We start from the raw sequence: 23237 nt of genomic DNA, 5'->3' as shown, positions 1-23237 counted from the left end.
GGAGGACATCGACTCATGCCGCTACGTCATCCGGCTCCAGATCTTGTTGAACTTCAGTCACGTGTGCTCAACAAGGACGCCGATAGTGTGCGTGGGCTCCTGTTCACCCCTCCACTGGACGACTCGCGCTACCTCCACTGGGAGCAGTTGATCCGCCGGACTCCGCCAGACGGCCTCACTCATGATGAGTGGTGGTTTCGGCTCAAGCTCCAGCGCAGTGCCCAGATGCGAACGGTGCCGTTGCGAGCAAAGGACGGATCGTCCTTCACCTTCGCGATGACCGACGAAGTTCTGCAACTCACCGAGGAGATCGGACGCAGAGCCGGAGGCAGCGTAGCCGGGGGCGGCACTGCCATGACCCCGGGCGGCCGCGATCAGTTCATTGTTCGATCTCTCGTTGAAGAAGCGATCACATCGAGTCAACTTGAAGGCGCTTCTACGACCCGGCGGGTCGCCGTGGAGCTCCTGAGCACTGGACGAGACCCGCGGACTAAGTCCGAACGAATGATCCTCAACAACTACCGCGCTATGCGCCAGGTCACCGAGCTCTCGAGTGACCCGCTCACGCCCGGGTGGATTCTTGAGCTGCACCGAATCCTTACCGAAGGAACCCTGAGCGACCCCGCAGATGCCGGACGCATCGAAACTCCTGAGCACGAGCGAGTAAGCGTTTGGGCAGGGGAGGTCCAAGTTCACATACCACCTCCGGCAGAGGAGCTTCCCGATCGCCTAGGAGAGCTCAGCGCCTTCGCGAACGGCTCGTCGTCCGAATCGCCCTACATCCCTCCCATTGTCCGCGCGATCATCACCCACTTCATGTTCGGGTATCATCGCTACTTTGCTGATGGAAATGGCAGGATCGCCCGAACCTCCTTCTACTGGTCGATGCTTCACAACGGGTACTGGCTGGCCGAGTACCTTGCGATATCAAAGATCCTCCGTGCCGCTCCCGGAAAGTATGGCGACAGCTACCAATACACCGAAGATGACGGCAATGACCTCACGTACTTCATCCTCCACCAGCTCCACGTGATCGCACGGGCTCTCGACGAGCTCGACCTCTACATCGAAGGCCGCCAGCGTGAATCGCAGCGGGTGCAGTCCGCGCTTCGCAGCGCTGTCCGGGACTTCAATATGCGTCAGACTCAAATCCTCGAATGGCTCACGCGAGAATCTCCTTCAGGAATCACTGCGATCGAGATCGCCAACCGCTATCGAGTTTCCACCCAAACGGCTAGGAACGATCTCTCATACCTAGAGTCGTTCGGACTACTCACCCGCGGGGTGGCCAAACACCCGATCGTTTGGCACCCGACGAACGATCTATCGTCACGGCTTGCTCAGCTGGGAGATCAGGAGAGCTCATAAAGCCAAACGCATGTTCTTCTTTGGCTTTCTTGTCGCTTCGGAGTCGAACTGGGCACCCTCGTCACATCCCCATCGCCGATCTGCTTCACTGGGGGCATGACGACACACGAAGGGGAGCCGCACGGCGCCGGGCTCGGTCAGCGACTGAACTGGTTGCGCGCGGGGGTGCTGGGCGCGAACGACGGCATCGTCTCGGTCGCCTCGCTCGTGGTCGGAGTCGCCGGCGCGACGACCGACAACGCCGCACTCCTCACCGCGGGAATCGCCGGCCTCGTGGGTGGAGCCATCTCGATGGCGCTCGGCGAGTACGTCTCGGTGAGCAGCCAGCGCGACAGTGAGCGTGCCCTCATCGCGAAGGAGAGCGAAGAGCTGCGCACGATGCCCGCAGCGGAGCTCGACGAGCTCACTCAGCTCTACCGCGACCGTGGACTCTCCGATGAGACGGCGCGTCAGGTCGCGGAGGAGCTCACGGCGCACGACGCCCTGGCTGCGCACCTGGAGGTCGAGCTCGGCATCGACCAGGACGACCTGGTGAATCCGTGGCACGCGGCGATGTCGTCGGCGATCGCCTTCACTCTCGGCGCGCTCCTGCCCTTGCTGGCCATCCTGCTTCCGCCCCCCGAGTGGCGGGTCCCGGTCACCTTCGTGGCCGTCCTCCTGGCTCTGGCCGTGACGGGCACGCTGTCCGCGAAGATCGGAGGTTCGGCGCCGGTGCGCGCATCGATCCGACTGGTCATCGGCGGCGGGCTCGCCCTCGCCGCGACCTGGCTCATCGGCACCCTTCTCGGCACCACGGGCGTCGTCTAGCGATCACCGCGACGAGGAACGACGAAGGGCGGATGCCGCAGCATCCGCCCTTCGTCTGATCCGTTCCGAGGATCAGTTCGACATGAAGCCGACGAGCAGTCCGCCCGTCACCTTCACCGCGAGGTTGTAGATTCCGGCCACCACGGCGCCGAGCACCGTGAAGACGATCAGGTTCAGGATGGCGACCACAGCCGCGAAGGCCATCACCTGGGGAAGACCGACGACCTCGGAGAGAACGAAGGTGTTGTCGGTGATGCCGAGCAGGAAGCTCTCCGCCGTCGTCATGATCCCCGTCGCCTGGAACACCAGGAAGATGAGGAAGAACGACACCATCGTGACGACCGCGAGGGCGACCGCTCCGAGGAACGAGAGCTTCACGGCCGACCAGAAGTCCACGTAGACCAGTCGGAGGCGTACCTGCTTGCCACTGGTCTTGCGGGTCGACTTCTTCGCCAGCTTGTCGGCCACTGTGCTCATGCGTCTGTATCCTCGGGGGTCTGTGTCGTCTCGGGGGCCTGGGTCTCGGCATCCTCCGCTTCCGCCTCGTCTTCGGCGAGGCCACGCTCGCCGTTACGGGCGATGGCGAGGATGCGGTCGGCCTCCGTCGTACGGGCGAACACCACTCCCATGGTGTCTCTACCCTTGGCGGGGACCTCGGCCACGGCAGAGCGTACCACCTTGCCGCTGGAGAGAACCACCAAGACCTCGTCGTCCTCGGAGACGATCAGACCACCCGCGAGAGTGCCCCGATCGTCGTTGAGCTTGGCGACCTTGATGCCTGTTCCACCGCGTCCCTGCACGCGGTATTCCTCCACCGCGGTGCGCTTGGCGTACCCGCCGTCGGTGACGACGAAGACGAACTTGCCGGGCGCTGCGACGGAAGCCGAGAGCAGGCAGTCCTCGTCGATCTTGAACTTCATGCCCCGGACACCGGCCGTGGCACGACCCATCGGACGCAGTGCCTCGTCGGTCGCCTCGAAGCGCACCGACATGCCGCGACGGCTGATGAGGAGGATGTCGTCCTCGGCGTTCACCAGGAGCGCGCTGACGAGTTCGTCCTCCTCGTTCAGGCGGATCGCGATGACGCCGCCCTGGCGGTTGGTGTCGTACGCCTCGAGTCGCGTCTTCTTGACCAGACCCTCGCGCGTCGCCAGCACCAGGTAGTCCGCCACCTGGTAGTCGCGGATGTCGAGCACCTGCGCGATGTTCTCGTCCGGCTGCAGGGCGAGCAGGTTCGCGACGTGCATGCCCTTCGCATCGCGCCCGGCCTCGGGCACCTCGTAGGTCTTCGCACGGTAGACGCGACCCTTGTCGGTGAAGAACAGCAGCCAGTGGTGCGTGGTCGTCACGAAGAAGTGCTCGACGATGTCGTTCGCGCGCAGCTGCGCACCCTTGACGCCCTTGCCGCCGCGGTGCTGCGAACGGTAGTTGTCGCTGCGCGTGCGCTTGATGTAGCCCTCGCGGGTGACGGTGACGACCATCTCCTCCTCGGCGATGAGGTCTTCCATCGAGACATCACCGTCGAATCCGTGCAGGATGTGCGTGCGACGCTCGTCTCCGAAGCGGTCGACGATACCGGTCAGCTCTTCGCGGATGATCGTGCGCTGACGACCCTCATCGGCCAGGATCGACTTGTAGTCGGTGATCTGGGCCTCGAGCTCGTTGGCCTGGTCGATGATCCGCTGACGCTCGAGAGCGGCGAGGCGGCGCAGCTGCATCTGCAGGATCGCGTCGGCCTGGATCTCGTCGATGTCGAGGAGCTTCTGGAGTCCCTCGTTCGCATCCGCGGTGGTCTGCGAACGACGGATCAGCGCGATGACCTCGTCGAGCGCGTCGAGCGCCTTGAGGTATCCGCGCAGGATATGCATGCGCTTCTCGGCCTCGCGCAGACGGAACTCCGTGCGACGGACGATCACATCGATCTGGTGCGAGATCCAGTGCGTGATGAAGCCGTCGATCGCGAGGGTGCGCGGCACACCGTCGACGATCGCGAGCATGTTCGCGCCGAAGTTCTCCTGCAGCTGGGTGTGCTTGTACAGGTTGTTCAGCACGACCTTCGCGACGGCGTCGCGCTTGAGCACGACGACCAGACGCTGTCCGGTGCGGTCGGAGGACTCGTCGCGGATGTCGGCGATACCGGTGATCTTGCCGTCGCGGGCGAGGTCGCCGATCTTCACGGCCACGTTGTCGGGGTTCACCTGGTAGGGCAGCTCGGTGATGACGAGGCAGGTACGACCCTGGATCTCCTCCACGTTGACGACCGCGCGCATCGTGATCGAGCCGCGACCGGTGCGGTACGCCTCGTGGATGCCCTTGTTCCCGAGAATCTGCGCGCCGGTCGGGAAGTCCGGTCCGGGAACACGCTGGATCAGACCTTCGAGCAGCTCCTCACGGGAGATGCCGGGGTTGTCGAGGGCCCAGAGGGCGGCGTCGGCCACCTCGCGCAGGTTGTGCGGCGGGATGTTGGTGGCCATGCCGACCGCGATGCCGACCGAGCCGTTGACGAGCAGGTTCGGGAACCGGGCCGGCAGGACCGTCGGCTCCTGCGTCTGGCCGTCGTAGTTGTCGGTGAAGTCGACGGTGTCTTCTTCGATGTCGCGCACCATCTCGAGCGCGAGCGGGGCCATCTTGGTCTCGGTGTACCGCGGGGCCGCGGCACCCATGTTGCCGGGCGAGCCGAAGTTGCCCTGGCCGAGGGCGAGCGGATACCGCAGCGACCACGGCTGCACCAGTCGCACGAGGGCGTCGTAGATCGCCGAGTCGCCGTGCGGGTGGTACTGGCCCATGACCTCGCCCACCACACGGGCGCACTTCGAGAACGACTTGTCGGGGCGGAACCCGCCGTCGTACATGCCGTAGATCACACGGCGGTGCACGGGCTTGAGCCCATCGCGCACATCGGGGAGCGCGCGCCCCACGATGACGGCCATCGCGTAGTCGAGGTAGCTGCGCTGCATCTCCGACTGCAGGTCGACCTGATCGATCTTGCCGTGATCGTGTTCCGGTTCGGTGCGTTCTTCGTCAGTCATGAATCAATCTCTCTGTCACACATCTGGTCTGAGCCCGCGGGCATCAGATGTCGAGGAAGCGGACGTCCTTGGCGTTGCGCTGGATGAAGCTGCGTCGGGACTCGACGTCCTCGCCCATCAGCACGCTGAAGATCTCGTCGGCCGCGGCGGCGTCCTCGATGGTGATCTGCTGCAGGGTGCGCGTGGTGTGATCCATCGTCGTCTCCCACAGCTCCTTCGGGTTCATCTCGCCGAGACCCTTGTAGCGCTGGATGCCGGCATCCTTCGGGATGCGCTTTCCGTTCTCGATGCCGTGCTTGAGCAGGGCGTCGCGCTCGGCGTCGCTGAACACGTACTCGTGCGCGGAGTTCGACCACTTCAGGCGGTACAGCGGCGGCATCGCGAGGTACACGAAACCGGCCTCGATGAGTCCGCGCATGTAGCGGAAGAGCAGCGTGAGCAGCAGCGTGGTGATGTGCTGGCCGTCGACGTCGGCATCGGCCATCAGCACGATCTTGTGATACCGCGCCTTCTCGATGTCGAACTCTTCGCCGATGCCCGTGCCGAAGGCCTGGATCATCGCCTGGACTTCCTTGTTGCCCAGGGCCTTGTCCAGACGCGCGCGCTCGACGTTGAGGATCTTCCCTCGCAGCGCCAGGATCGCCTGCGTGTGCGGGTCGCGACCCTGCACCGCGGAACCACCGGCCGAGTCACCCTCCACCAGGAAGATCTCGCTGATCGACGGGTCCTTGCTCGTGCAGTCCTTGAGCTTGTCGGGCATCGCCGCCGACTCGAACACGCTCTTGCGACGGGCGGTCTCTCGCGCCTTCCGCGCCGCGAGGCGCGCGGTCGCGGCGTCGATCGCCTTGCGGATGACGTTCTTCGCCTGGTTCGGGTTGCGCTCGAACCAGTCGCCGAGCTGATCGCCGACGACCTTCTGCACGAAGGCCTTGGCTTCGGTGTTGCCGAGCTTGGTCTTCGTCTGGCCCTCGAACTGCGGTTCTCCGAGCTTGATCGAGATGACCGCGGTCAGTCCCTCGCGCACGTCGTCGCCGGAGAGGTTGTCGTCCTTCTCCTTGAGGAGGTTGTTCGCGCGGGCGTACTTGTTGACCAGGGTGGTCAGTGCCGCGCGGAAGCCCTCTTCGTGGGTTCCACCCTCGTGGGTGTTGATCGTGTTGGCGTAGGTGAACACGTTCTCGGTATACGACGTGGTCCACTGCATCGCGACCTCGAGCGAGATCTTGCGCTCGGTGTCTTCCGACTCGAAGGCGATGATCTCGTCGTTGACCACTTCGGCGTGACGCACCTTGTTGAGGTACTCGACGTAGTCGACCAGGCCGCGCTCGTAGAAGAACACGTCTCCCGGCTGCTTGGTGACGGTCGAGCCGTCTTCCTCGACCTCGTAGGCGGAGGACTCGCGCTCATCGCGCAGCTCGATGCGGAGGCCCTTGTTGAGGAAGGCCATCTGCTGGAACCGCGTGCGCAGCGTGTCGTAGTCGAACTCGATGGTCTCGGTGAAGATCGAGGAGTCCGGCCAGAACGTGATGCTCGTCCCGGTCTCGTCCGTCGCCTCGCCCTTCTCGAGCTTCTGCTGCGGGATGCCGCCGTCGGCGAAACTGTGCCGCCAGACGAATCCCTTCTGCTTCACCTCGACGTCGAAGCGCGTCGACAGCGCGTTCACGACGGAGGATCCGACACCGTGCAGACCACCGGAGACGGCGTAGGCGCCGCCACCGAACTTTCCGCCGGCGTGCAGGATCGTGAGCACGACCTCGACCGTCGACTTGTTCGGGTCGGAGGAGTGCGGATCGACCGGGATGCCTCGACCGTTGTCGACGACGCGCACGCCGCCGTCGGCGAGCATCGTGACGAAGATCGTGTCGGCGTAGCCGGCCAGAGCCTCATCGACCGAGTTGTCGACGATCTCGTAGACCAGGTGGTGGAGTCCTCGAGGCCCGGTGGACCCGATGTACATACCGGGGCGCTTGCGCACAGCCTCGAGGCCTTCGAGGATCTGGATCGAATCCGCACCGTACTCACCAGGCTGCTTCGCCTTGGGTGCAATGGTGCCCTCGGTTGCGGGGGTTCCCCCGGTGTTCGATTCCGTCTCGTCAGCAGGGGATTCAGGCGTCATCAGAGGGCATTCTCCACATCGATATCACGAACTCCCATTCTAGCGGAGTTTCGTCGGGAAATGCCGCTCAACGGCCGTGTGTGGGCCTGTGAGCGTTTCGACCCCCTTGCGTGGTGCCCTACCCGTAGGTATCGCGCGGACCCCGTCCTGGAACGGCTCTGGGACCCCATTTCCACGAGGGAACGTCCGGTCCGATGAAGCGAAGATTCTCGACCCCCGCGTCGGGATACCGTCGGCCGATCTCCGTGAGAATCGTGGCCCGCATGAACTGCAGGTTCTTCGCCCACGCGGTCGAGTCGCACTTCACCGTGAGCAGGCCGCGCTCCAGGGAGACGGGTTCGGAGTGCTTCGCTGTGTCGGCGCCGGCGAGATCGGCCCACTGACGGACGAGATCTTCCCGAGCGAGGGTGATCTGCCAGCCGGAGTCACGGCTCAGCTTGTCGAGCACCGCGCCGAGAGCACCAGGATCGCGCCCAGGAGTGAAGGGAGCGTTGTCATCGTCGTTGGCGATGCGCCGCTTGCGCTTCCAGCTTTTGGAGCTCGGCTGCAGGCCCCGAAGGCGCAGGTACGTGCCGATCGTCTCGGGAACTTCGGCCGCGGGAGTCGAAGCCGCGTCAGTCATCCGCCGCCTCCCGTTCGTCGCTGATCGTTCCGGCGCTGATGCGCACCACGTGGGCATGCAGCACCTCGGGGATATCCTCCTCCACCGCCGCCGTCACCACCACCTGCTCGTAGCCGGCCGTGAGGGCCGCGAGTCGCTGACGCCGATCGGCGTCGAGCTCGGCGAAGACGTCGTCGAGGATGAGCACCGGGTCGCCGGCGGGGGATTCGCTGCGCAGCAGCTCGGCCGAGGCCAGCCGGAGGGCGAGGGCGACCGACCAGGACTCGCCGTGAGAGGCATAGCCCTTCACGGGGAGGTCGCGAACACGCAGAACCAGGTCGTCCCGGTGCGGCCCGGTGAGGGTCAGCCCGCGATCGAGCTCGTTCGACCGCTTCGCCGCGAGCGACGCGCGGAAGAGATCGGCGATGCGGTGCGGATCGCCGAGTCGGTCGATGGCCGATCCGCCCTCGACTCCTTCACCACCGTCTTCTCCTTCTTCGGGGTCGCCGCCGCCGACGGAGAGCGCCCACTCGAGTTCCGGACGATGATCAGCACCGGCGATCGCCTCGTAGGCATCGGCGACCGGCTGCTGCAGATCCGCCGCGAGACGCTGACGTGCCGTGATGATCTCCGACCCGAGCGAGACGAGCTTGTCGTCCCACACATCCAGCGTGCTCAATCCTTCGCCGCGGACACCGCGAGCTCGGGCAGACTTCAGCAGCGCATTTCGCTGTTTGAGCACACGGTCGTAGTCGGCGAGGACGGCCGCGAGCCTCGGAGTGCGTTGGATGAGGAGCTGATCGGTGAAGCGGCGGCGGGCCGAGGGGTCGCCGCGCACGATCTGCAGATCTTCCGGAGCGAACAGCACCACATGTGCGTAGCGGGGGAGTTCGTTCGGCTTCGAGGGCGATCCGTTGATGCGAGCCTTGTTCGATCCCTGCCTGTTCACCTGGACCTCGGCGAGCACGCGACGCTCGCCATGCGAGAGTCGCGCGCGGATCACCGCGAACTCCTGCCCGTCACGGACCATCGGCGCATCCGAGGAGACACGGTGCGATCCGAGCGTCGCGAGGAACACGATGGCCTCGGCGAGATTCGTCTTTCCCTGACCGTTGCGACCGACGAGGACGTTCGGTCCGCGATGCAGGGTGAGTTCGGCGGTCGCGTAATTGCGGAAATCGACCAGACTCAGGTGCTCCACAATCACGGAGTCAGCCTACCTTCGGGGTCTGACACAGGTTCTTCTCTGGTTTTCATGTGGGGCGCAGGTGACGACGCGCCCCTCGCTCGCAGAGCGGGTTCCCTCCCGCTTCGCGGGCCCCTCCCGATGCTCATTCCGGGAGCACCATATCTCCCGAAGGATCTATGTGAGCGCCAAGGCGCCGGCCGAACCGGGAACGTTTCGGGTAGGGAGGTAGCGGAGAGGATCAGCGCAGGAGCAGGTTGGGCTGAAGCAGGTACTTGAACGAGTCGAGGCCGGCCTGGTCCACGGAGGTCTGACTCGTGATCAGCACCGGGCTGAGCTTGTTGGCGTTGTCGCTCGAGGTGAACGTCACGCGGACGAACTCGCTCTTCACGGCGCCGAGGGCCTCGATGAGGTACTGCGGGTTCAGGCCGAGCGTGACCTCGTCGCCGCCGGAGAGGATCGCATCGACGGATTCGGAGGCGCGTGCGTGGTCTCCCCCGGAAGCATCCATGGTGACGCTGTCGCTGGAGAACGTGAAGCGCAGCGGGGCAGCGCGATCCAGAACGAGAGATACTCGGCGGACGGCCTCGACCAGGTCGGCCGTGTTGACGACCGCGTAGTGATCCGTCTGCTCCGGGAAGAGTCGGCGAACAGGCGGGAAATTGCCCTTGATCAGGAGAGAAGTGACGGTCTTGTTTCCCGCGGTGAAGGCGATGATCTCTCGGTCGCCTGCTCCGGAGAAGGCCACCTGGATCGTGCCGGCGTGACCGAAGGTCTTACCCACTTCGAGGAGCGTGCGTGCGGGAACCAGTGCGGTGGCCTCGACGGCTTCGCCGTCCCACGGCACATCCCGAAGCGAGACGCGGTAGCGGTCGGTCGCGACGAGGCTGAGGTTGTGTCCGGAGACTTCGAGCTGCACACCGGTGAGCACGGGGGTCACGTCGTCACGCGACGCGGCGAATCCGACCTGGGAGATGGCGGTGCCGAAGTCGTCGGCGGGAACCACACCGGAAGAACCCGTCACCTCGGGGATCGACGGGTATTCCTCGACCGGCATGGCAGCGAGTGTGAACCGTGCGGAGCCGCAGGTGACGGCGATGCCGCCGTCTTCCTCGACCGCGATCTCGATCGGAGCGTTCGGGAGGCGGCTCGCGATGTCGGAGAGCAGCCGGCCGTGGACCAGAATCGTGCCGGGTGTCTCCACCGTGGCTTCGATGGTCGTCCGCGCGGAGGCTTCGTAGTCGAAGGCGGAGAGTGTCAGACCGGAACCATCGGCTTCGATCAGGACTCCGGCCAGGATCGGCTGGGGGTTGCGCTGCGGCAGAAGCTTGACGACGAACGAGACAGCCTCGCTGAAGACATCGCGGTTGACCTGAAACCTCACGGGTGCTCCCTTGTCGTCGAACTGTGACGCGTTGTCGTCTGCCCTGCCGGTGCAGGGCTTCCCATGCTAGCCCCACACTCCGGCGTATCCCTACGCCGAGGTTCTTGTCGTTCGTCCGGCGGTTCTCCCCACCGTCTGGTGATCGGATCGCGCCTTGAATGACTTAACTCCTTAACGGTGTTAACAGCTGTGGATACTGTGGATAAGTCGGTGGATAGCAAGAGCGAGTAGGGAACTACACAGTTGTCAGTTGTGGAGACCCTGAGGAATCCGGGGGCTGGGGGGTTGTGGGCCGAGGACCGCCCTCCCAGAGTTATCCACAGGTTTGGGTGATCAACCCACATTCGTCCCGACCGAATCCACTTTCATCCACAAGTTATCCACATGTGCATAGAGGCATCTATCCGAGGATCAGAACCCCTGTCCGTGTCACAAAAATGGGGAGGACGGCACCCGTTCAGGTGCTGTCCTCCCCATTTCTCGGAGACGCGGCGTGTCAGCGTCGGCCGAGCTGCGTGGTGATCTCTGTGACCTGGTTGTAGATGGAGCGTCGCTCCTTCATGAGCTCGCTGATCTTCTTGTAGGCGTACATGACGGTCGTGTGGTCGCGGTTGCCGAAGAGCTGCCCGATCTTGGGCAGGGAGAGGCTGGTGCGCTCACGGCACAGGTACATCGCGATCTGTCGGGCGGTGGCGATCTGCTGCGAACGGCTGGAGCCGTACAGGTCGTCGACGGTGAGCTTGAAGTACTGCGCGGTGGCGGTGATGATGTCGGTCGGCGAGATGATGTTGTCCTCGGCCGTGTCGATGATGTCTCGGAGCACGGTCTGCGCGAGGGAGATGTCGAGCGCGGAGCGGTTCAGGCTGGCGAATGCCGACACACGGATGAGTGCGCCCTCGAGCTCGCGGATGTTCGACGACACCACGGTCGCGATGTACTCGAGGACCTCGTCGGGGATGTGGAGCGCCTCACTCTGTGCCTTCTTCCGGAGGATCGCGATACGCGTCTCGAGGTCGGGCGCCTGCACATCGGTGATGAGACCCCACTCGAAGCGGCTGCGCATCCGGTCTTCGAACCCGGTCAGGTGCTTCGGGGCGACATCGCTGGTGATGACGACCTGCTTGTTGTGGTCGTGCAGCGTGTTGAAGGTGTGGAAGAAGGCTTCCTGAGTCTCGGCTCGTCCCTGGAGGAACTGGATGTCGTCGATCAGGAGGATGTCGACGTCGCGGTATCGCGCCTGGAACGCGGCACCGCGGTTGTTCGCGATCGAGTTGATGAAGTCGTTCGTGAACTCCTCGCTCGAGACGTACCGCACCTTCACCCCTGCATAGAGGGACTGTGCGTAGTCTCCGATCGCGTGGAGGAGGTGCGTCTTGCCGAGGCCCGAGTCGCCGTAGATGAACAGAGGGTTGTACGCCTTGGCCGGCGCTTCGGCGACAGCGACCGCCGCGGCATGAGCGAAGCGGTTGGACTGCCCGATGACGAAGTTGTCGAAGGTGTACTTCGGGTTCAGGCGGGACTCATGGCGCAGCTGCGTCGGCTGCTCCATCGGGGACTCGATGCGCACCTGCTCGTGCCGGCCGAAGTCGCCGACGGCGATCGGTGCCGTTTGCTGCTCGGCCAGTTCGTGGTTCACGACGACGCGGTAGGAGGTGACCTCTTCACCGATGTGGGAGAGGGCCTCCATGATCGGCAGGCGCAGTCTCTTGTTGATCTGCGCGGCTGTGAGGTCGTTCGGTACCTCGAGGTAGAGGGTGGCCGACATGACACCGGCCGGGACGGCCAGGCTCAGGAAGCCCTGCAGTTGCGGGGTGACTCGATCGTCGTCGACCAGAAGCTCCTGCACCGTGGTCCAGATGGGGACGTCGGGCTGGGCAGGTGATGACATGACGCTCCGGACGAGTGATCGAGGCGGGGTCGACGTGCCGTGCCCCCTGTGGATAACTTAGGATGCCACGGTAGTCATCCCGGCTGTGAACGGCAACCTGCCCTTGAAAATACGCGCGCGTGTTGCACCTGCCGGGCGTGGTCCGGTTGTGGATAATGGCTGTGCGGTTCGTACCGGGAGACCACCACGTGAGCGCGCAGATTTGCTCTGTGCGTCGGTAAGACGTACCCTTACTTGGTTGACTTATGCCATTTTTGGCAGTACCCCATGTCTCCGGTCGCAGTGAACCCGGTGGCAGCATTCCCGGAGTGATTCCATGAGCAAGCGCACCTTCCAGCCCAACAACCGTCGTCGCGCCAAGAAGCACGGCTTCCGTGCCCGCATGCGTACGCGTGCAGGCCGCGGCATCCTCGCTGCCCGCCGCGCGAAGGGCCGCACCGAGCTCTCTGCGTAGTCTGCTGTGCTCGCCCGCCCGTATCGGCTGACCCGCGGGAGCGACTATCGTCTGGTCGTTCGTCGTGGTTCCCGTTGTGGCGGGGCGCGCGTCATCACCTCGATGTTGACGACGGGCGAGAGCAGAGCCGCGAGGTTCGGATTCATCATCAGCAAGCAGGTGGGCACCGCTGTGGTGCGCAACACCGTGCGTCGTCGGCTCAAGGCCGTGTGCGCGGAGGCGCTCCCGCGAGTTCCCGAGGGCACGGATGTCGTCATCCGTGCCCTTCCTGCGTCTGCCACCGCATCGTTCGCCGAGCTTCGTGCCGATGTCGATCGCTGTCTGAGCAGGCTGACGCCGGCGTCCGACGCGGTGTCGGCATGAGCGCCCTTCCGGCTTCGTCGATCGGGACTGCGCATCTTCGCTCGCAGGACCTGGTGCGCAGCATCCCCTTGATCCCCCGCAATCTGGTGCTGGGGTTTCTGACCGCGTATCGCAAGGTGATCTCCCCGATGTATGGAGATGTCTGTGCGTACTACCCCAGCTGTTCCGCCTACGCTGTAGGTGCGGTGCAGCAGCACGGCGCAGTGAAGGGAGCGGCGCTCTCGGCATGGCGCATCCTCCGCTGCAACCCCTGGACCACCGGCGGCGTCGATGACGTCCGTCCGCACGACCACTTCCGCTACGACCTGACCGCACACGGTTTCGTCGTCCCTTCCCGAAAGGACTGAACGGTGGGTCTTGACCTTCTGCTCGCCAGCACCACCCCCAGCGATGCGCCCGCGGCGGGTGGCTTCGACCTGATCGGCACGATCCTGTGGCCGCTCAAGTGGGTCGTCGAGATGATCCTCGTCGCCTGGCACTGGCTTCTCACCGCTGTCGGTCTGCCCGCGGCATCCGGTCTGACCTGGGTACTCTCGATCGTCGGTCTCGTCATAGTCGTCCGTGCCGCTCTGATCCCGCTCTTCGTGAAGCAGATCAAGAGCCAGCGCAAGATGATGGAAATCGCTCCTGAACTGCGGAAAGTCCAGGAGAAGTACCGCGGCAAGAAGGATCAGCTCTCTCGTGAGGCCATGAGCCGCGAGACCATGGGCCTCTACAAGAAGCACGGCACGACGCCGATGTCGAGCTGTCTTCCGCTGCTGGTCCAGATGCCGATCTTCTTCTCACTCTTCAGTGTGCTGAGCGATGTGAAGAAACACGCCGTCGATGGTGTCGGTGGAGTCGGTTTGCTGAGCGCTGAGCTGACAAAGGAGTTCTACGACGCGAAGCTCTTCGGTGTGGCGTCGTTGCACGAGACACTGGGCGACGCGGTCGATGCGCAGAACACCACGGCGATCATCATCCTGGTCACCCTCGTCGTTCTGATGATCGGCTCGCAGTTCTTCACTCAGCTGCAGATCATCTCGAAGAACCTGTCTCCGGAAGCTAAGACCGGCCAGGCGTACCAGATGCAGAAGATCATGCTCTACGTGCTGCCGCTCGGCTTCATCTTCTCGGGCATTTTCTTCCCGCTCGGTGTCGTCGTGTACTGGTTCATCTCGAACCTCTGGACCATGGGCCAGCAGTTCCTCGTCATCCGCGAGATGCCGACTCCCGGTTCGGAAGCCGCCAAGGCTCGTGAAGAGCGTCTGGCACGCAAGGGCAAGGCGCTCGACTCCTCGGGCAAGGTCGTCCCGATGGCCGCCTACGAGGCAGAGCAGCAGCGTCTGCTCGAAGAGGCTGAGAAGGCGAAGGCAGAAGCACCGAAGCGCCAGCAGCCGGTAGGTAAGAAGCGCGCGAAGAAGAAGGGGAGCGGTTCATGAGCGAAACCATGACCGACAACGCCGAGCCCACCGTGGCTCAGCTCGAGAACGAAGGCGACGTCGCCGCGGACTACCTCGAGGAGCTCCTCGACATCGCCGATATCGACGGTGACCTCAACCTGGATGTTCGTCAGGGACGTGCCTATGTCTCGGTCGAGGCCGAAGGCGATGCGCTGTCAGTGCTCTCCGCTCCGGAGACGGTCCAGGCGCTGCAGGAGCTGACGCGCCTCGCCGTGCAGAGCAAGACCGGCTCGTTCTCGCGACTGATCCTCGACATCGCCGGCTCCCGCGACACTCGTCGCCGTCAGCTGGAGACCTTGGTGGACGCCGCTGCCGCGAAGCTCGATGAGGGCTCGTCGCAGGCGTCCCTGCCTTCGATGTCGAGCTACGAGCGCAAGCTGGTGCACGATATCGCGGCCGAGCGCGGTCTGGTCTCCGAGTCCTACGGTGAGGGTGCTGACCGTCACACGGTTCTTCGCCGTCGTTGATGTTTCACGTGAAACATCGCTCGATCGGAGCCACGCATGAGTGAGCTGGAGCCTGAACCTTCTGTCGCCGTAGATCTCTTCGGAGACCGCATCGATGTGGCGCGATCGTTCACTGCAGCTCTCGCTCGCGAGGGCGAGGAGCGAGGACTCATCGGGCCGCTCGAGCTGCCACGGCTCTGGACGCGACACATCCTCAACAGTGTGATCGCTGCTCCTCTCTTCCACGGCTCCGTCGCTGATATCGGCTCCGGTGCTGGACTTCCTGGGCTGGTGCTCGCGATCGCCCGCCCGGATGTGCAGTGGACGCTGGTCGAACCGATGGAGCGGCGGATCACCTGGCTCAACGAGCAGGTCGAGGCTCTGGAACTCACCAACGTCACTGTTCTTCGTTCTCGTGCGGAGGACGTGCAGCCCGGGGATGGCTTCGATGTCGTGACTGCTCGAGCCGTCAGCGCGCTGCGTACCCTGATCCCGTTGACTGCTCCGCTGGTACGAGACGGCGGCGAGCTCGCGCTCCTCAAGGGGATGAACGCACCGAACGAGATCGATGCGGCTCAGAAGCAGATCAAGAAGTTCCGGCTGTCCGATGTGAGGGTCGAAGTGTTGGGGGAGGGTGTCCTCCCCGAGACCACTCGGGTGGTTCGCGCCCGCGTTCGCTAGCTTCGTTGTGACAGGTAGGCGGGGTGTTTCACGTGAAACACCCCGCTTTCCGTGTCTAGGGGATGGGCATCAGGGCACCGCACGGCGCTGCTGACAGGTGTCGACCTGATTGTTCGTCGGATGCTGGATCCCTCGTCTAGCTTCGCTCGCCCGGGGCTATGAGATTTCGCGCTGCAGTGTCGATCGTCATCGGTTCAGGATCAGGCACTCTTCTGCTCTGGGTTCGCTTCGATGGCCTTGATGGCAGGTTGGTTCGTCGGCACTGCCCCATTCGGATGTCGAGGTCGTTTGGTATGTTTCACGTGAAACATGGGCACCATCTTGCTTCCAGCCGTGAACCTGGGTATGTAGAGGTGTATCGCCGGTCGATCGAAACGCGCGCGAGGGTGATGGCATCGCCAGGGTGGGATTCCGTCAGGAGCGAGGGTAGAAGGGATGCGGGTCTGCGGTGCGGGTGCTGGCACTAGTGCCGGCGCTGCTGATGGGTTGCTGCCGCTCCAGACGCTGCTGTTGCGGTGGACGTTGCTGGTCGTACGGACAGGGTTCGTCGGATTGTTGCGCGCTAGCGGGCTCTGTGAAGGGAGATACCTGCGATATCGGACGCGTATCATGTTCGGTTTCACGTGAAACGCTGACGTACCTGACGTACCTGACGTACCTGACGTACCTGACGTACCTGACGTACCCGACGTGGTCTGCCTGGTGTGCGGTGCGATCTGGTGCCATGGGCGTCTCAGAGATTTCTGCGGCTGGAGTACCCTGGTGTACGGGCTACCCCGCTCGCCTCCACTGCTTTCGAGCATCAAGGGATGCATGTTTCACGTGAAACGTACCCATCCGATCGCCGTCTCTTGGTGTGAATGACCCCTCTACGCAAGGCCGCCGCAAAAAGTAGCGTGGAGAGTGATGCAGACATGGCGGGAAGGTGGGGGAGGGGTGGCTGTCCCTATCCCATGAGCGGTAGAGGCCAGCGGCTGCGGCGACAGCCGTCTCCTGGGTGCGCCTCTCTTGCGTGCAATGCTCCTACGTTCAGGCGACTCCTGATCACGGGTCTTGTGCAGCGCGGTCAGCTTGGGGAGGGTGACGCGTCGTCAGCTTGCAACGCCAGAGCGACAGGGCCGGATCGGATCTCGTGAGAGCTTGTTGAACGGCGCGAGTGGACACCATCCAGGAGTCATGTCGGTGGCTGTGGGGATCCCCTCGGGCGCGTACGGCCACCCAACACATGTTTCACGTGAAACGGCGTCGATGGTGCCATGGGTGTTCCTACGTGTTCTCACTGCGGCCAGTATCCCTTCGGTTGTCAGCCGGCATGAAACGCGCACTTCCGTGCGAGTGTGTGGCGGCCCGATCGGCAGACGTGTGTGGCGATCCGTGTGTGCAGTCCGCAAAGGGTGATGTGGGGGAGGAGGGATCAGGACCAGAGGAGCGCAAGCGCTCGGGTCACGCCGCGGGCCCAGCGTCATGGGAGGTGCGACGTGAACGGGCGTCTCACGCACCGCTTGTCGCATGGACGCGGCGTACCTACGGGGGTAGACAGCCCCCGGACGCGACCGTTTCACGTGAAACATCGACGTTCCTGCTCAAAGCGACCGCCATCCGGACGCAATTTCCAGTGCTGCCCCGCGCCCCAGCTGTCCGGGGATGGAGCGCACCGTGCGCCCCTCCGTCATCGAACGTCACTCCCAGCGGTTAGAGTGGAACGCGGCCCCGAAAGGAGTGGATGTTTCACGTGAAACAATCCGAGAAGACGTCATCGAACGGATCGTTCGGGATGGATACACCGCTTGCGCGGGAACTCGCTGACCTCTCCGCCCGTAGGCGCGCACTCGAGGCCGCCACCGTCGAGTTCACCGGGGAAACCCGTGTGCTGACCGTGTCGAATCAGAAGGGCGGTGTGGGGAAGACCACCACCGCCGTGAACATCGCCTCCGCCCTGGCAGGAATGGGCGCGAAGGTCCTGGTCATCGATCTGGATCCGCAGGGCAACGCCTCCACAGCATTGGGTGTGCCGCATAGCGCCGAGGTCCCCAGCGTCTACGACGTATTGATCGACGAGTTCCCGCTCGCGGACATCATCCAGGAGTCCCCTGAGGACTCGAACCTCTTCTGTGCGCCGAGCACCATCCACCTCGCGGGTGCAGAGATCGAGCTGGTTGCACAGGTTGCTCGAGAGCATCGCCTACGTCGTGCCCTTGAGGTGTATCTCGCCGACCACCCGATGGACTTCGTCATCATCGACTGCCCTCCATCACTGGGGCTGCTCACGATCAACGCTTTCACGGCCGCGACAGAGGTCTTCATCCCCATCCAGTGCGAGTACTACGCACTCGAGGGACTGAGTCAGCTGCTCGGGAGCATCCAGATGATCCAGAAGCACCTGAATCCCGTCCTTCATCTCTCCACGATCCTGCTGACCATGTTCGACGGTCGCACACGCCTCGCGCAGCAGGTCGCGGAAGAGGTCCGCACACACTTCCCGGAACAGGTGCTGGAGACGGTCATCCCGCGTTCGGTCCGGGTATCGGAGGCCCCGAGCTTCGGGCAGACCGTGATCGCGTACGACGGTCAATCCGCTGGCGCGATCGCCTACCGTGAGGCCGCCGTTGAGATCGCATCGCGCACAGCGACGCAGAGCAAGGAGAAATGATGGCGAAGCGCACTGGGCTGGGCCGGGGTATCGGCGCCCTCATCCCCACGACTGATCAGTCGGAGCGTCCTGTCGACGTGTTCTTCCCTGGCGCGAGCCTGCGACAGGCGAATGCGGAGGCAGTACCCGAGGTCGAAGCCGACGCCGCCGAACTCGAGGTCGTCCCCGGCATCCACCTGATCCAGGTCGATCCGAACACGATCGTCGCCAACCCCCGTCAGCCGCGAACGCACTTCAACCCGGAAGATCTCGCCGAGCTCGTCCACAGCGTTCGTGAGTTCGGTGTGCTCCAGCCCGTCGTCGTCCGCAAGAACAGCGAGGGTCAGTACGAGCTCATCATGGGGGAGCGACGTACCCGTGCTGCTCGTGAGGCCGGGCTCGAAGTGATCCCCGCGATCGTTCGCGAGACCGCCGACGAGGATCTCCTCCGTGACGCCCTGCTGGAGAACCTCCACCGTTCCGAGCTGAACCCGTTGGAAGAGGCCTCGGCGTACCAGCAGCTCCTCGAGGACTTCGGGATCACGCAGGAGGAGCTGGCCACACGCATCGGCCGCTCACGTCCGCAGATCAGCAACACGATCCGGCTCCTGAAGCTTCCTGTGCCCGTGCAGCAGCGGGTTGCGGCCGGGGTGCTGACCGCGGGGCACGCGCGAGCCATCCTCAGTCTCGAGACTCCGGAGTCGATGCAGCGTCTCGCGGACAAGGTCGTGAACGAGGACCTCTCGGTGCGCGCCACCGAGGAGGCCGCCAAGTCGCAGCCCAGCGCCGGCAAGTCCGTCAAGCCGACCCCCGGTGCGCGCCGCGCATACCTCGACGAGGTGGCCGGCAAGCTCGGTGACCGACTCAACACCCGCGTGAAGATCGCTCTCGGCGCACGGAAAGGCCAGGTCACGATCGATTTCGCTTCCATTCAGGATCTCAATCGCATCCTGGAGGAGATCGGAGAGAGCGGTTACGGCTCGTCGAAGTGAGGCCCCGGCGACGGCAGCGCTAGCCTAGACTCGCGTCATCGTGACGACGAGGGGGATGTCATGTCGAGTACAGCCGGTCCAGTAGCCATCAAGCGCCGTGTGATCGCGGTGAGCATCGCGGCCGCGTTGGGTGGTTTCCTCTTCGGATTCGACACGGCCGTGATCAACGGCGCCGTGGATGCCCTGGCCGGTGACGTCTCCGGGTTCGATCTCGGCACGGCCCTGAAGGGCTTTGCCGTCTCCTCCGCTCTCATCGGTTGCGCGGTGGGTGCCTGGTTCGCAGGACCGGTCTCCAATAAGTACGGACGCATTCCCGTGATGGTCGTCGCAGCGGCGATGTTCTTCATTTCCGCTATCGGCTCTGGTCTCGCCTTCAGCGTCGTCGACCTCATCATCTGGCGAGTGATCGGTGGACTCGGTGTCGGCGCGGCCTCGGTCATCGCGCCGGCATACATCGCTGAGGTGTCGCCGGCCGCTGTTCGCGGTCGCCTCGGATCCCTGCAGCAGCTCGCCATCGTGACCGGTATCTTCGCTGCGCTGCTCTCAGACGCGCTGCTCGCCGGTCTCGCCGGTGCAGCGGATCAGCCGTTGTGGGGTCTCACGGCCTGGCGGTGGATGTTCATGGTCGCGGCTATCCCCGCGTTGGTCTACGGGCTCATGTCTCTTCGGCTCCCGGAGTCTCCGCGGTACCTGGTGCGCAAGGGAGAGCTGAAAAGGGCGGCTGAGGTTCTCGAAACCGTCACCGGTACCGTCGACGTCCAGGGGAAGATCGACGAGATCACCGGAACCATCGACACCGAACGCTCCGAGTCTCTGCGCGACCTGCGCGGCAACCGTCTGGGACTGAAGCCGATCGTCTGGATCGGCATCCTGCTGTCGGTCTTCCAGCAGTTCGTGGGCATCAACGTCATCTTCTACTACTCGACCACGCTCTGGCAGTCGGTGGGTTTCGACGAGTCCAGCGCATTGCTCACCTCCGTCATCACCTCTGTCACCAACATCGTCGTGACGATCGTGGCGATCCTGCTGGTCGACAAGATCGGTCGACGGATCATGCTGCTGGTGGGCTCGGTGGGGATGACCGTGACCCTGGGCCTCATGGCTGTGGCTTTCTCGTTCGGCACGCTGGACGCGCAGGGGACGGCGACACTCCCCGACCCCTGGGCCACCATCGCGCTGGTCTGCGCGAACGGATTCGTCGTGTTCTTCGGCGCGAGCTGGGGCCCGCTCGTGTGGGTTCTGCTCGGCGAGATCTTCCCGAACTCGATCAGAGCCGGCGCCCTCGCGGTGGCCGCTGCGGCGCAGTGGGTCGCGAACTTCTTCATCTCCACGACGTTCCCGGCCTTCGCGGAGATCGGACTCACCTTCGCCTACGGCTTCTACGCGTTCTTCGCGCTTCTGTCGTTCTTCTTCGTCTTCTTCAAGGTGCCGGAGACCAAGGGGAAAGAGCTCGAGGAGATGACAGAGAACATGAAGGTGCAGCGCCGGAGGGGTCCCCAGCCGACGTAGGCTTGAAGCATGACCGAGTCCGTACAGCGTCGCGCCAGCCTGGAAGTGCTGCGGGCCGAAGCGGCCGACGAACTCGCGGTCCTCATCCAGGAGCGCCTGCTCGGAGGCGAGGATCCGTGGGAGTTCATGGAGGAGCTCCCGAGCGTCGACGAGCTCGTCGTCTACCTTCTTCGCGCAGACAATATCAATGCGAATGACGGCGTGCGTCCCAACGCGGCCCGACACTATCGTGTGCTGCGACAGATCGCACTGGAGTACCCGGAGCTGACCTCCGCCGTCTGGGGCCTGTTGGACGAAAAGCAGCGCCACCGCCGCTGGGATCCGTCCGTCGCCGACGCCTCCTGACGTGGAGGCAGTCCTCGATCCGTACGATCCGGCCTGGCCGGACGCCTTCCGGAGGGTCGCGGCAGAGCTGCGGACGCAGGGGAACCCGAACTGGATCGTCGAGCACATCGGCTCGACCAGCATCCCGGGGATGAGTGCCAAGCCGATCATCGATGTCGCGGTGCGGATCGCCGACGAGGAGGACCTCGACCGGCATCTGCCTGCCCTCGAGACCGTCGGGTGGCGGCTCGGGAGCGGAGTGCGAAGCCACCAGGTCATGGTCTTCGAGGAGGACGGCGTGCGCACTCGAATCGCCCACTTCTTCGAGGCATCCGGGTGGGATGAGGTGAACCAGAGGATCCTTCGGGACTGGCTGCTGCAGAACCCGGAAGATGCCGAGCTCTACGAACGCGCGAAGCACGCTGCTGTCGAGGCCTCGCGCATGGGCGAGGAGTCATACAACGCGGGCAAGACCGCAGTGATCCAGCTCCTCGTCGATCGAGCCCGTGCTGCTCGTGGACTATTACCCGTCTCGGTGTACGACAAAGACTGACGGAGAGGCGCATCGCGCACGACACGGGGCACGGAGACGAAGAAAGGGCCGTACCTCCCCGGGAGGTACGGCCCTTTCGAATCGCAGGATCAGCCGATGAAAGCGGCGAGGTCCTTCTCGAGAGCGAACTTGGGCTTGGCGCCGATGATGGTCGTCTTGACCTCACCACCGTGGAACACCTTCATCGCCGGGATCGACGTGATCTGGTACTTCATCGCCAGCTCGGGGTTCTCGTCGACGTTGAGCTTGAGGATCGTGATCTTGTCGGGGTTGTCGGCCTGGATCTCGTCCAGAACCGGCGCGACCATGCGACACGGACCGCACCACTCGGCCCAGAAGTCCACCAGCACGGGACCTTCGGCCTGCAGAACGTCCTGCTCCCAGGTCGCCTGGCTCGTAGCCTTTGCACTCATCAGAGTTCTCCTTGATTCGAGGTTCGTCTGCTACAACAGCCGACGAGGGAAAAGTGTTCCCGGCCTATGCCCTGGCGGTGAGGATCTCGGCGGCCTCGGCGGCCGGGACCTCCACGGACGCGTCCTCCAGGTCTGCGAGGAAGTGCTCCGCATCGAGCGCGGCGACCGTGCCGCTGCCGGCAGCCGTGATGGCCTGACGGTAGGTGGGGTCGATGACGTCACCCGCAGCGAAGACACCCGGAACCGAGGTCTTCGACGAGCGTCCGTCGACCCAGATGGTGCCCTCGGGCGTCAGCTCGAGCTTGTCGTGCACGAGGTGCGTGCGCGGGTCGTTGCCGATCGCGATGAAGAGCCCGTCGAGCGGGAGGTCACGGAGCGTGCCGTCGACCGTGGAGCGCAGCTGCACACCCGTCACGGAGTCGCCACCGAGGACCTCGGCGACCTCGCTGTTCCACACGAACTCGATCTTCTCGTTCGCGAAGGCGCGCTCCTGCATGATCTTCGAGGCCCGCAGGGTGTCCTTGCGGTGGATGACGTAGACCTTGTCGGCGAAGCGCGTGAGGAACGTGGCCTCTTCCATCGCGGAGTCGCCGCCGCCGACGACGGCGATCGTCTTCTCGCGGAAGAAGAAGCCGTCGCACGTGGCGCACCAGGAGACGCCGTAGCCGGAGAGGCGCTCCTCACCGTCGATGTTGAGCTTGCGGTAGGCCGAGCCCGTCGCGTAGATCAGCGACTGGGTCTCGTGCTCCGCACCGCTGCCGAGGATGACCTTCTTGACGGGGCCGTCGAGCTGCAGCTCGGTGACGTCGTCGTAGACGACCTCGGTGCCGAACTTCTCCGCCTGCTCCTGGAACTTGGCCATGAGCTCCGGTCCCTGGATGCCCTCGGGGAAGCCCGGGTAGTTCTCCACCTCGGTGGTGTTCATCAGCTCGCCGCCGACCTCGACCGAGCTCGCGATGAGCAGCGGCTTGAGGTTCGCCCTGGCGGCGTAGATGGCAGCCGTGAATCCGGCGGGGCCGGAGCCGATGATGATGACCTGACGCATGTGCTCTCCG

22 protein-coding genes are annotated in these 23237 nt (G+C 64.2%); 13 read left to right on the top strand and 9 right to left on the bottom strand.

Features of this window, described 5'->3' with window-relative positions; translation table 11 throughout:
- The first annotated feature begins 15 nt into the window (after positions 1-15).
- Together ASD13_RS16245 and ASD13_RS16240 are read left to right on the top strand one after the other, a co-directional pair.
- Positions 16-1368 carry a Fic family protein gene (locus ASD13_RS16245; RefSeq protein ID WP_055871555.1) on the top strand — a complete coding sequence of 451 codons (1353 nt, stop codon included), beginning with the start codon at positions 16-18 and terminating at the stop codon, positions 1366-1368.
- 96 nt (positions 1369-1464) lie between these two features.
- Positions 1465-2175 carry a VIT1/CCC1 transporter family protein gene (locus tag ASD13_RS16240; RefSeq protein ID WP_055871553.1) on the top strand — a complete coding sequence of 237 codons (711 nt, stop codon included), beginning with the start codon at positions 1465-1467 and terminating at the stop codon, positions 2173-2175.
- Positions 2176-2247: 72 nt separating this feature from the next.
- On the opposite strand, the gene ASD13_RS16235 is transcribed toward ASD13_RS16240, so the two are convergent.
- The 7 genes from ASD13_RS16235 to dnaA all read right to left on the bottom strand — a co-directional run bounded on the left by ASD13_RS16235 (position 2248) and on the right by dnaA (position 12253).
- The gene (locus tag ASD13_RS16235; protein ID WP_017829919.1) at positions 2248-2652 is read right to left on the bottom strand and encodes a DUF3566 domain-containing protein; all 405 of its coding nucleotides are present in this window, start codon (positions 2650-2652) and stop codon (positions 2248-2250) included.
- Positions 2649-5204, bottom strand: a complete 2556-nt coding sequence (gyrA, locus tag ASD13_RS16230) for a DNA gyrase subunit A (protein ID WP_055871551.1) — start codon at positions 5202-5204, stop codon at positions 2649-2651. Before gyrA ends, ASD13_RS16235 begins: the two co-directional genes overlap by 4 nt.
- A gap of 43 nt (positions 5205-5247) precedes the next feature.
- On the bottom strand, positions 5248-7317 hold the full coding sequence (gyrB, locus tag ASD13_RS16225; protein WP_174799515.1) for a DNA topoisomerase (ATP-hydrolyzing) subunit B: 2070 nt from the start codon (positions 7315-7317) through the stop codon (positions 5248-5250).
- A gap of 118 nt (positions 7318-7435) precedes the next feature.
- Entirely contained in the window at positions 7436-7939 is a 504-nt protein-coding gene (locus tag ASD13_RS16220) for a DUF721 domain-containing protein (RefSeq protein WP_055871548.1), read from the bottom strand.
- Positions 7932-9125 carry a DNA replication/repair protein RecF gene (gene recF, locus ASD13_RS16215; RefSeq protein WP_055871545.1) on the bottom strand — a complete coding sequence of 398 codons (1194 nt, stop codon included), beginning with the start codon at positions 9123-9125 and terminating at the stop codon, positions 7932-7934. The genes ASD13_RS16220 and recF overlap by 8 nt, the downstream gene beginning before the upstream one ends.
- A 220-nt stretch (positions 9126-9345) precedes the next feature.
- Positions 9346-10488: a DNA polymerase III subunit beta gene (dnaN, locus tag ASD13_RS16210; protein ID WP_055871541.1), complete on the bottom strand. Its 1143-nt coding sequence runs from the start codon at positions 10486-10488 to the stop codon at positions 9346-9348.
- Positions 10489-10984: 496 nt separating this feature from the next.
- Complete coding sequence (gene dnaA, locus ASD13_RS16205) at positions 10985-12253, bottom strand: chromosomal replication initiator protein DnaA (protein WP_442922333.1); 1269 nt, start codon at positions 12251-12253, stop codon at positions 10985-10987.
- 439 nt (positions 12254-12692) lie between these two features.
- Here dnaA and rpmH point away from each other — a divergent pair, with 439 nt between their 5' ends.
- The 11 genes from rpmH (at position 12693) to ASD13_RS16150 (ending at position 21769) form a co-directional block, all read left to right on the top strand.
- Positions 12693-12830, top strand: coding sequence for a 50S ribosomal protein L34 (gene rpmH, locus ASD13_RS16200; RefSeq protein WP_013584598.1), 138 nt, complete (start codon positions 12693-12695; stop codon positions 12828-12830).
- Positions 12831-12836: 6 nt separating this feature from the next.
- Positions 12837-13193 carry a ribonuclease P protein component gene (rnpA, locus tag ASD13_RS16195; RefSeq protein WP_031205843.1) on the top strand — a complete coding sequence of 119 codons (357 nt, stop codon included), beginning with the start codon at positions 12837-12839 and terminating at the stop codon, positions 13191-13193.
- Positions 13190-13540: a membrane protein insertion efficiency factor YidD gene (gene yidD / locus ASD13_RS16190; protein WP_055871536.1), complete on the top strand. Its 351-nt coding sequence runs from the start codon at positions 13190-13192 to the stop codon at positions 13538-13540. Before rnpA ends, yidD begins: the two co-directional genes overlap by 4 nt.
- A 3-nt stretch (positions 13541-13543) precedes the next feature.
- Complete coding sequence (gene yidC, locus ASD13_RS16185) at positions 13544-14614, top strand: membrane protein insertase YidC (protein ID WP_055871533.1); 1071 nt, start codon at positions 13544-13546, stop codon at positions 14612-14614.
- On the top strand, positions 14611-15102 hold the full coding sequence (locus tag ASD13_RS16180) for a Jag family protein (protein ID WP_017829909.1): 492 nt from the start codon (positions 14611-14613) through the stop codon (positions 15100-15102). Before yidC ends, ASD13_RS16180 begins: the two co-directional genes overlap by 4 nt.
- 36 nt (positions 15103-15138) lie before the next feature.
- Complete coding sequence (gene rsmG / locus ASD13_RS16175) at positions 15139-15762, top strand: 16S rRNA (guanine(527)-N(7))-methyltransferase RsmG (RefSeq protein WP_055871530.1); 624 nt, start codon at positions 15139-15141, stop codon at positions 15760-15762.
- Between the two features lie 1774 nt (positions 15763-17536).
- Positions 17537-18412: a ParA family protein gene (locus ASD13_RS16170; protein WP_229778783.1), complete on the top strand. Its 876-nt coding sequence runs from the start codon at positions 17537-17539 to the stop codon at positions 18410-18412.
- Positions 18412-19383 (top strand): ParB/RepB/Spo0J family partition protein, encoded by a 972-nt coding sequence (locus tag ASD13_RS16165; protein ID WP_082524311.1) that lies wholly within the window; start codon positions 18412-18414, stop codon positions 19381-19383. Before ASD13_RS16170 ends, ASD13_RS16165 begins: the two co-directional genes overlap by 1 nt.
- Before the next feature lie 60 nt (positions 19384-19443).
- Positions 19444-20892: a sugar porter family MFS transporter gene (locus ASD13_RS16160; protein ID WP_200942495.1), complete on the top strand. Its 1449-nt coding sequence runs from the start codon at positions 19444-19446 to the stop codon at positions 20890-20892.
- Positions 20893-20901: 9 nt separating this feature from the next.
- Positions 20902-21237, top strand: a complete 336-nt coding sequence (locus ASD13_RS16155; protein ID WP_017829903.1) for a hypothetical protein — start codon at positions 20902-20904, stop codon at positions 21235-21237.
- Position 21238: 1 nt separating this feature from the next.
- A complete protein-coding gene (locus tag ASD13_RS16150; protein WP_055871512.1) occupies positions 21239-21769 on the top strand; it encodes a GrpB family protein in 531 nt (176 codons plus the stop codon).
- 89 nt (positions 21770-21858) lie between these two features.
- Here ASD13_RS16150 and trxA read toward each other — a convergent pair whose 3' ends face one another.
- Both trxA and trxB read right to left on the bottom strand, forming a co-directional pair.
- Positions 21859-22182, bottom strand: a complete 324-nt coding sequence (trxA, locus tag ASD13_RS16145) for a thioredoxin (RefSeq protein ID WP_017829901.1) — start codon at positions 22180-22182, stop codon at positions 21859-21861.
- 64 nt (positions 22183-22246) lie between these two features.
- Positions 22247-23227 (bottom strand): thioredoxin-disulfide reductase, encoded by a 981-nt coding sequence (gene trxB / locus ASD13_RS16140; protein WP_055871509.1) that lies wholly within the window; start codon positions 23225-23227, stop codon positions 22247-22249.
- Positions 23228-23237: the final 10 nt, after the last annotated feature.

It is taken from the genome of Microbacterium sp. Root1433D1, from assembly GCF_001426835.1.
GTDB classification, from domain to species: Bacteria; Actinomycetota; Actinomycetes; order Actinomycetales; family Microbacteriaceae; genus Microbacterium; species Microbacterium maritypicum.
This window is presented reverse-complemented; position numbering and strand designations above follow the sequence as displayed.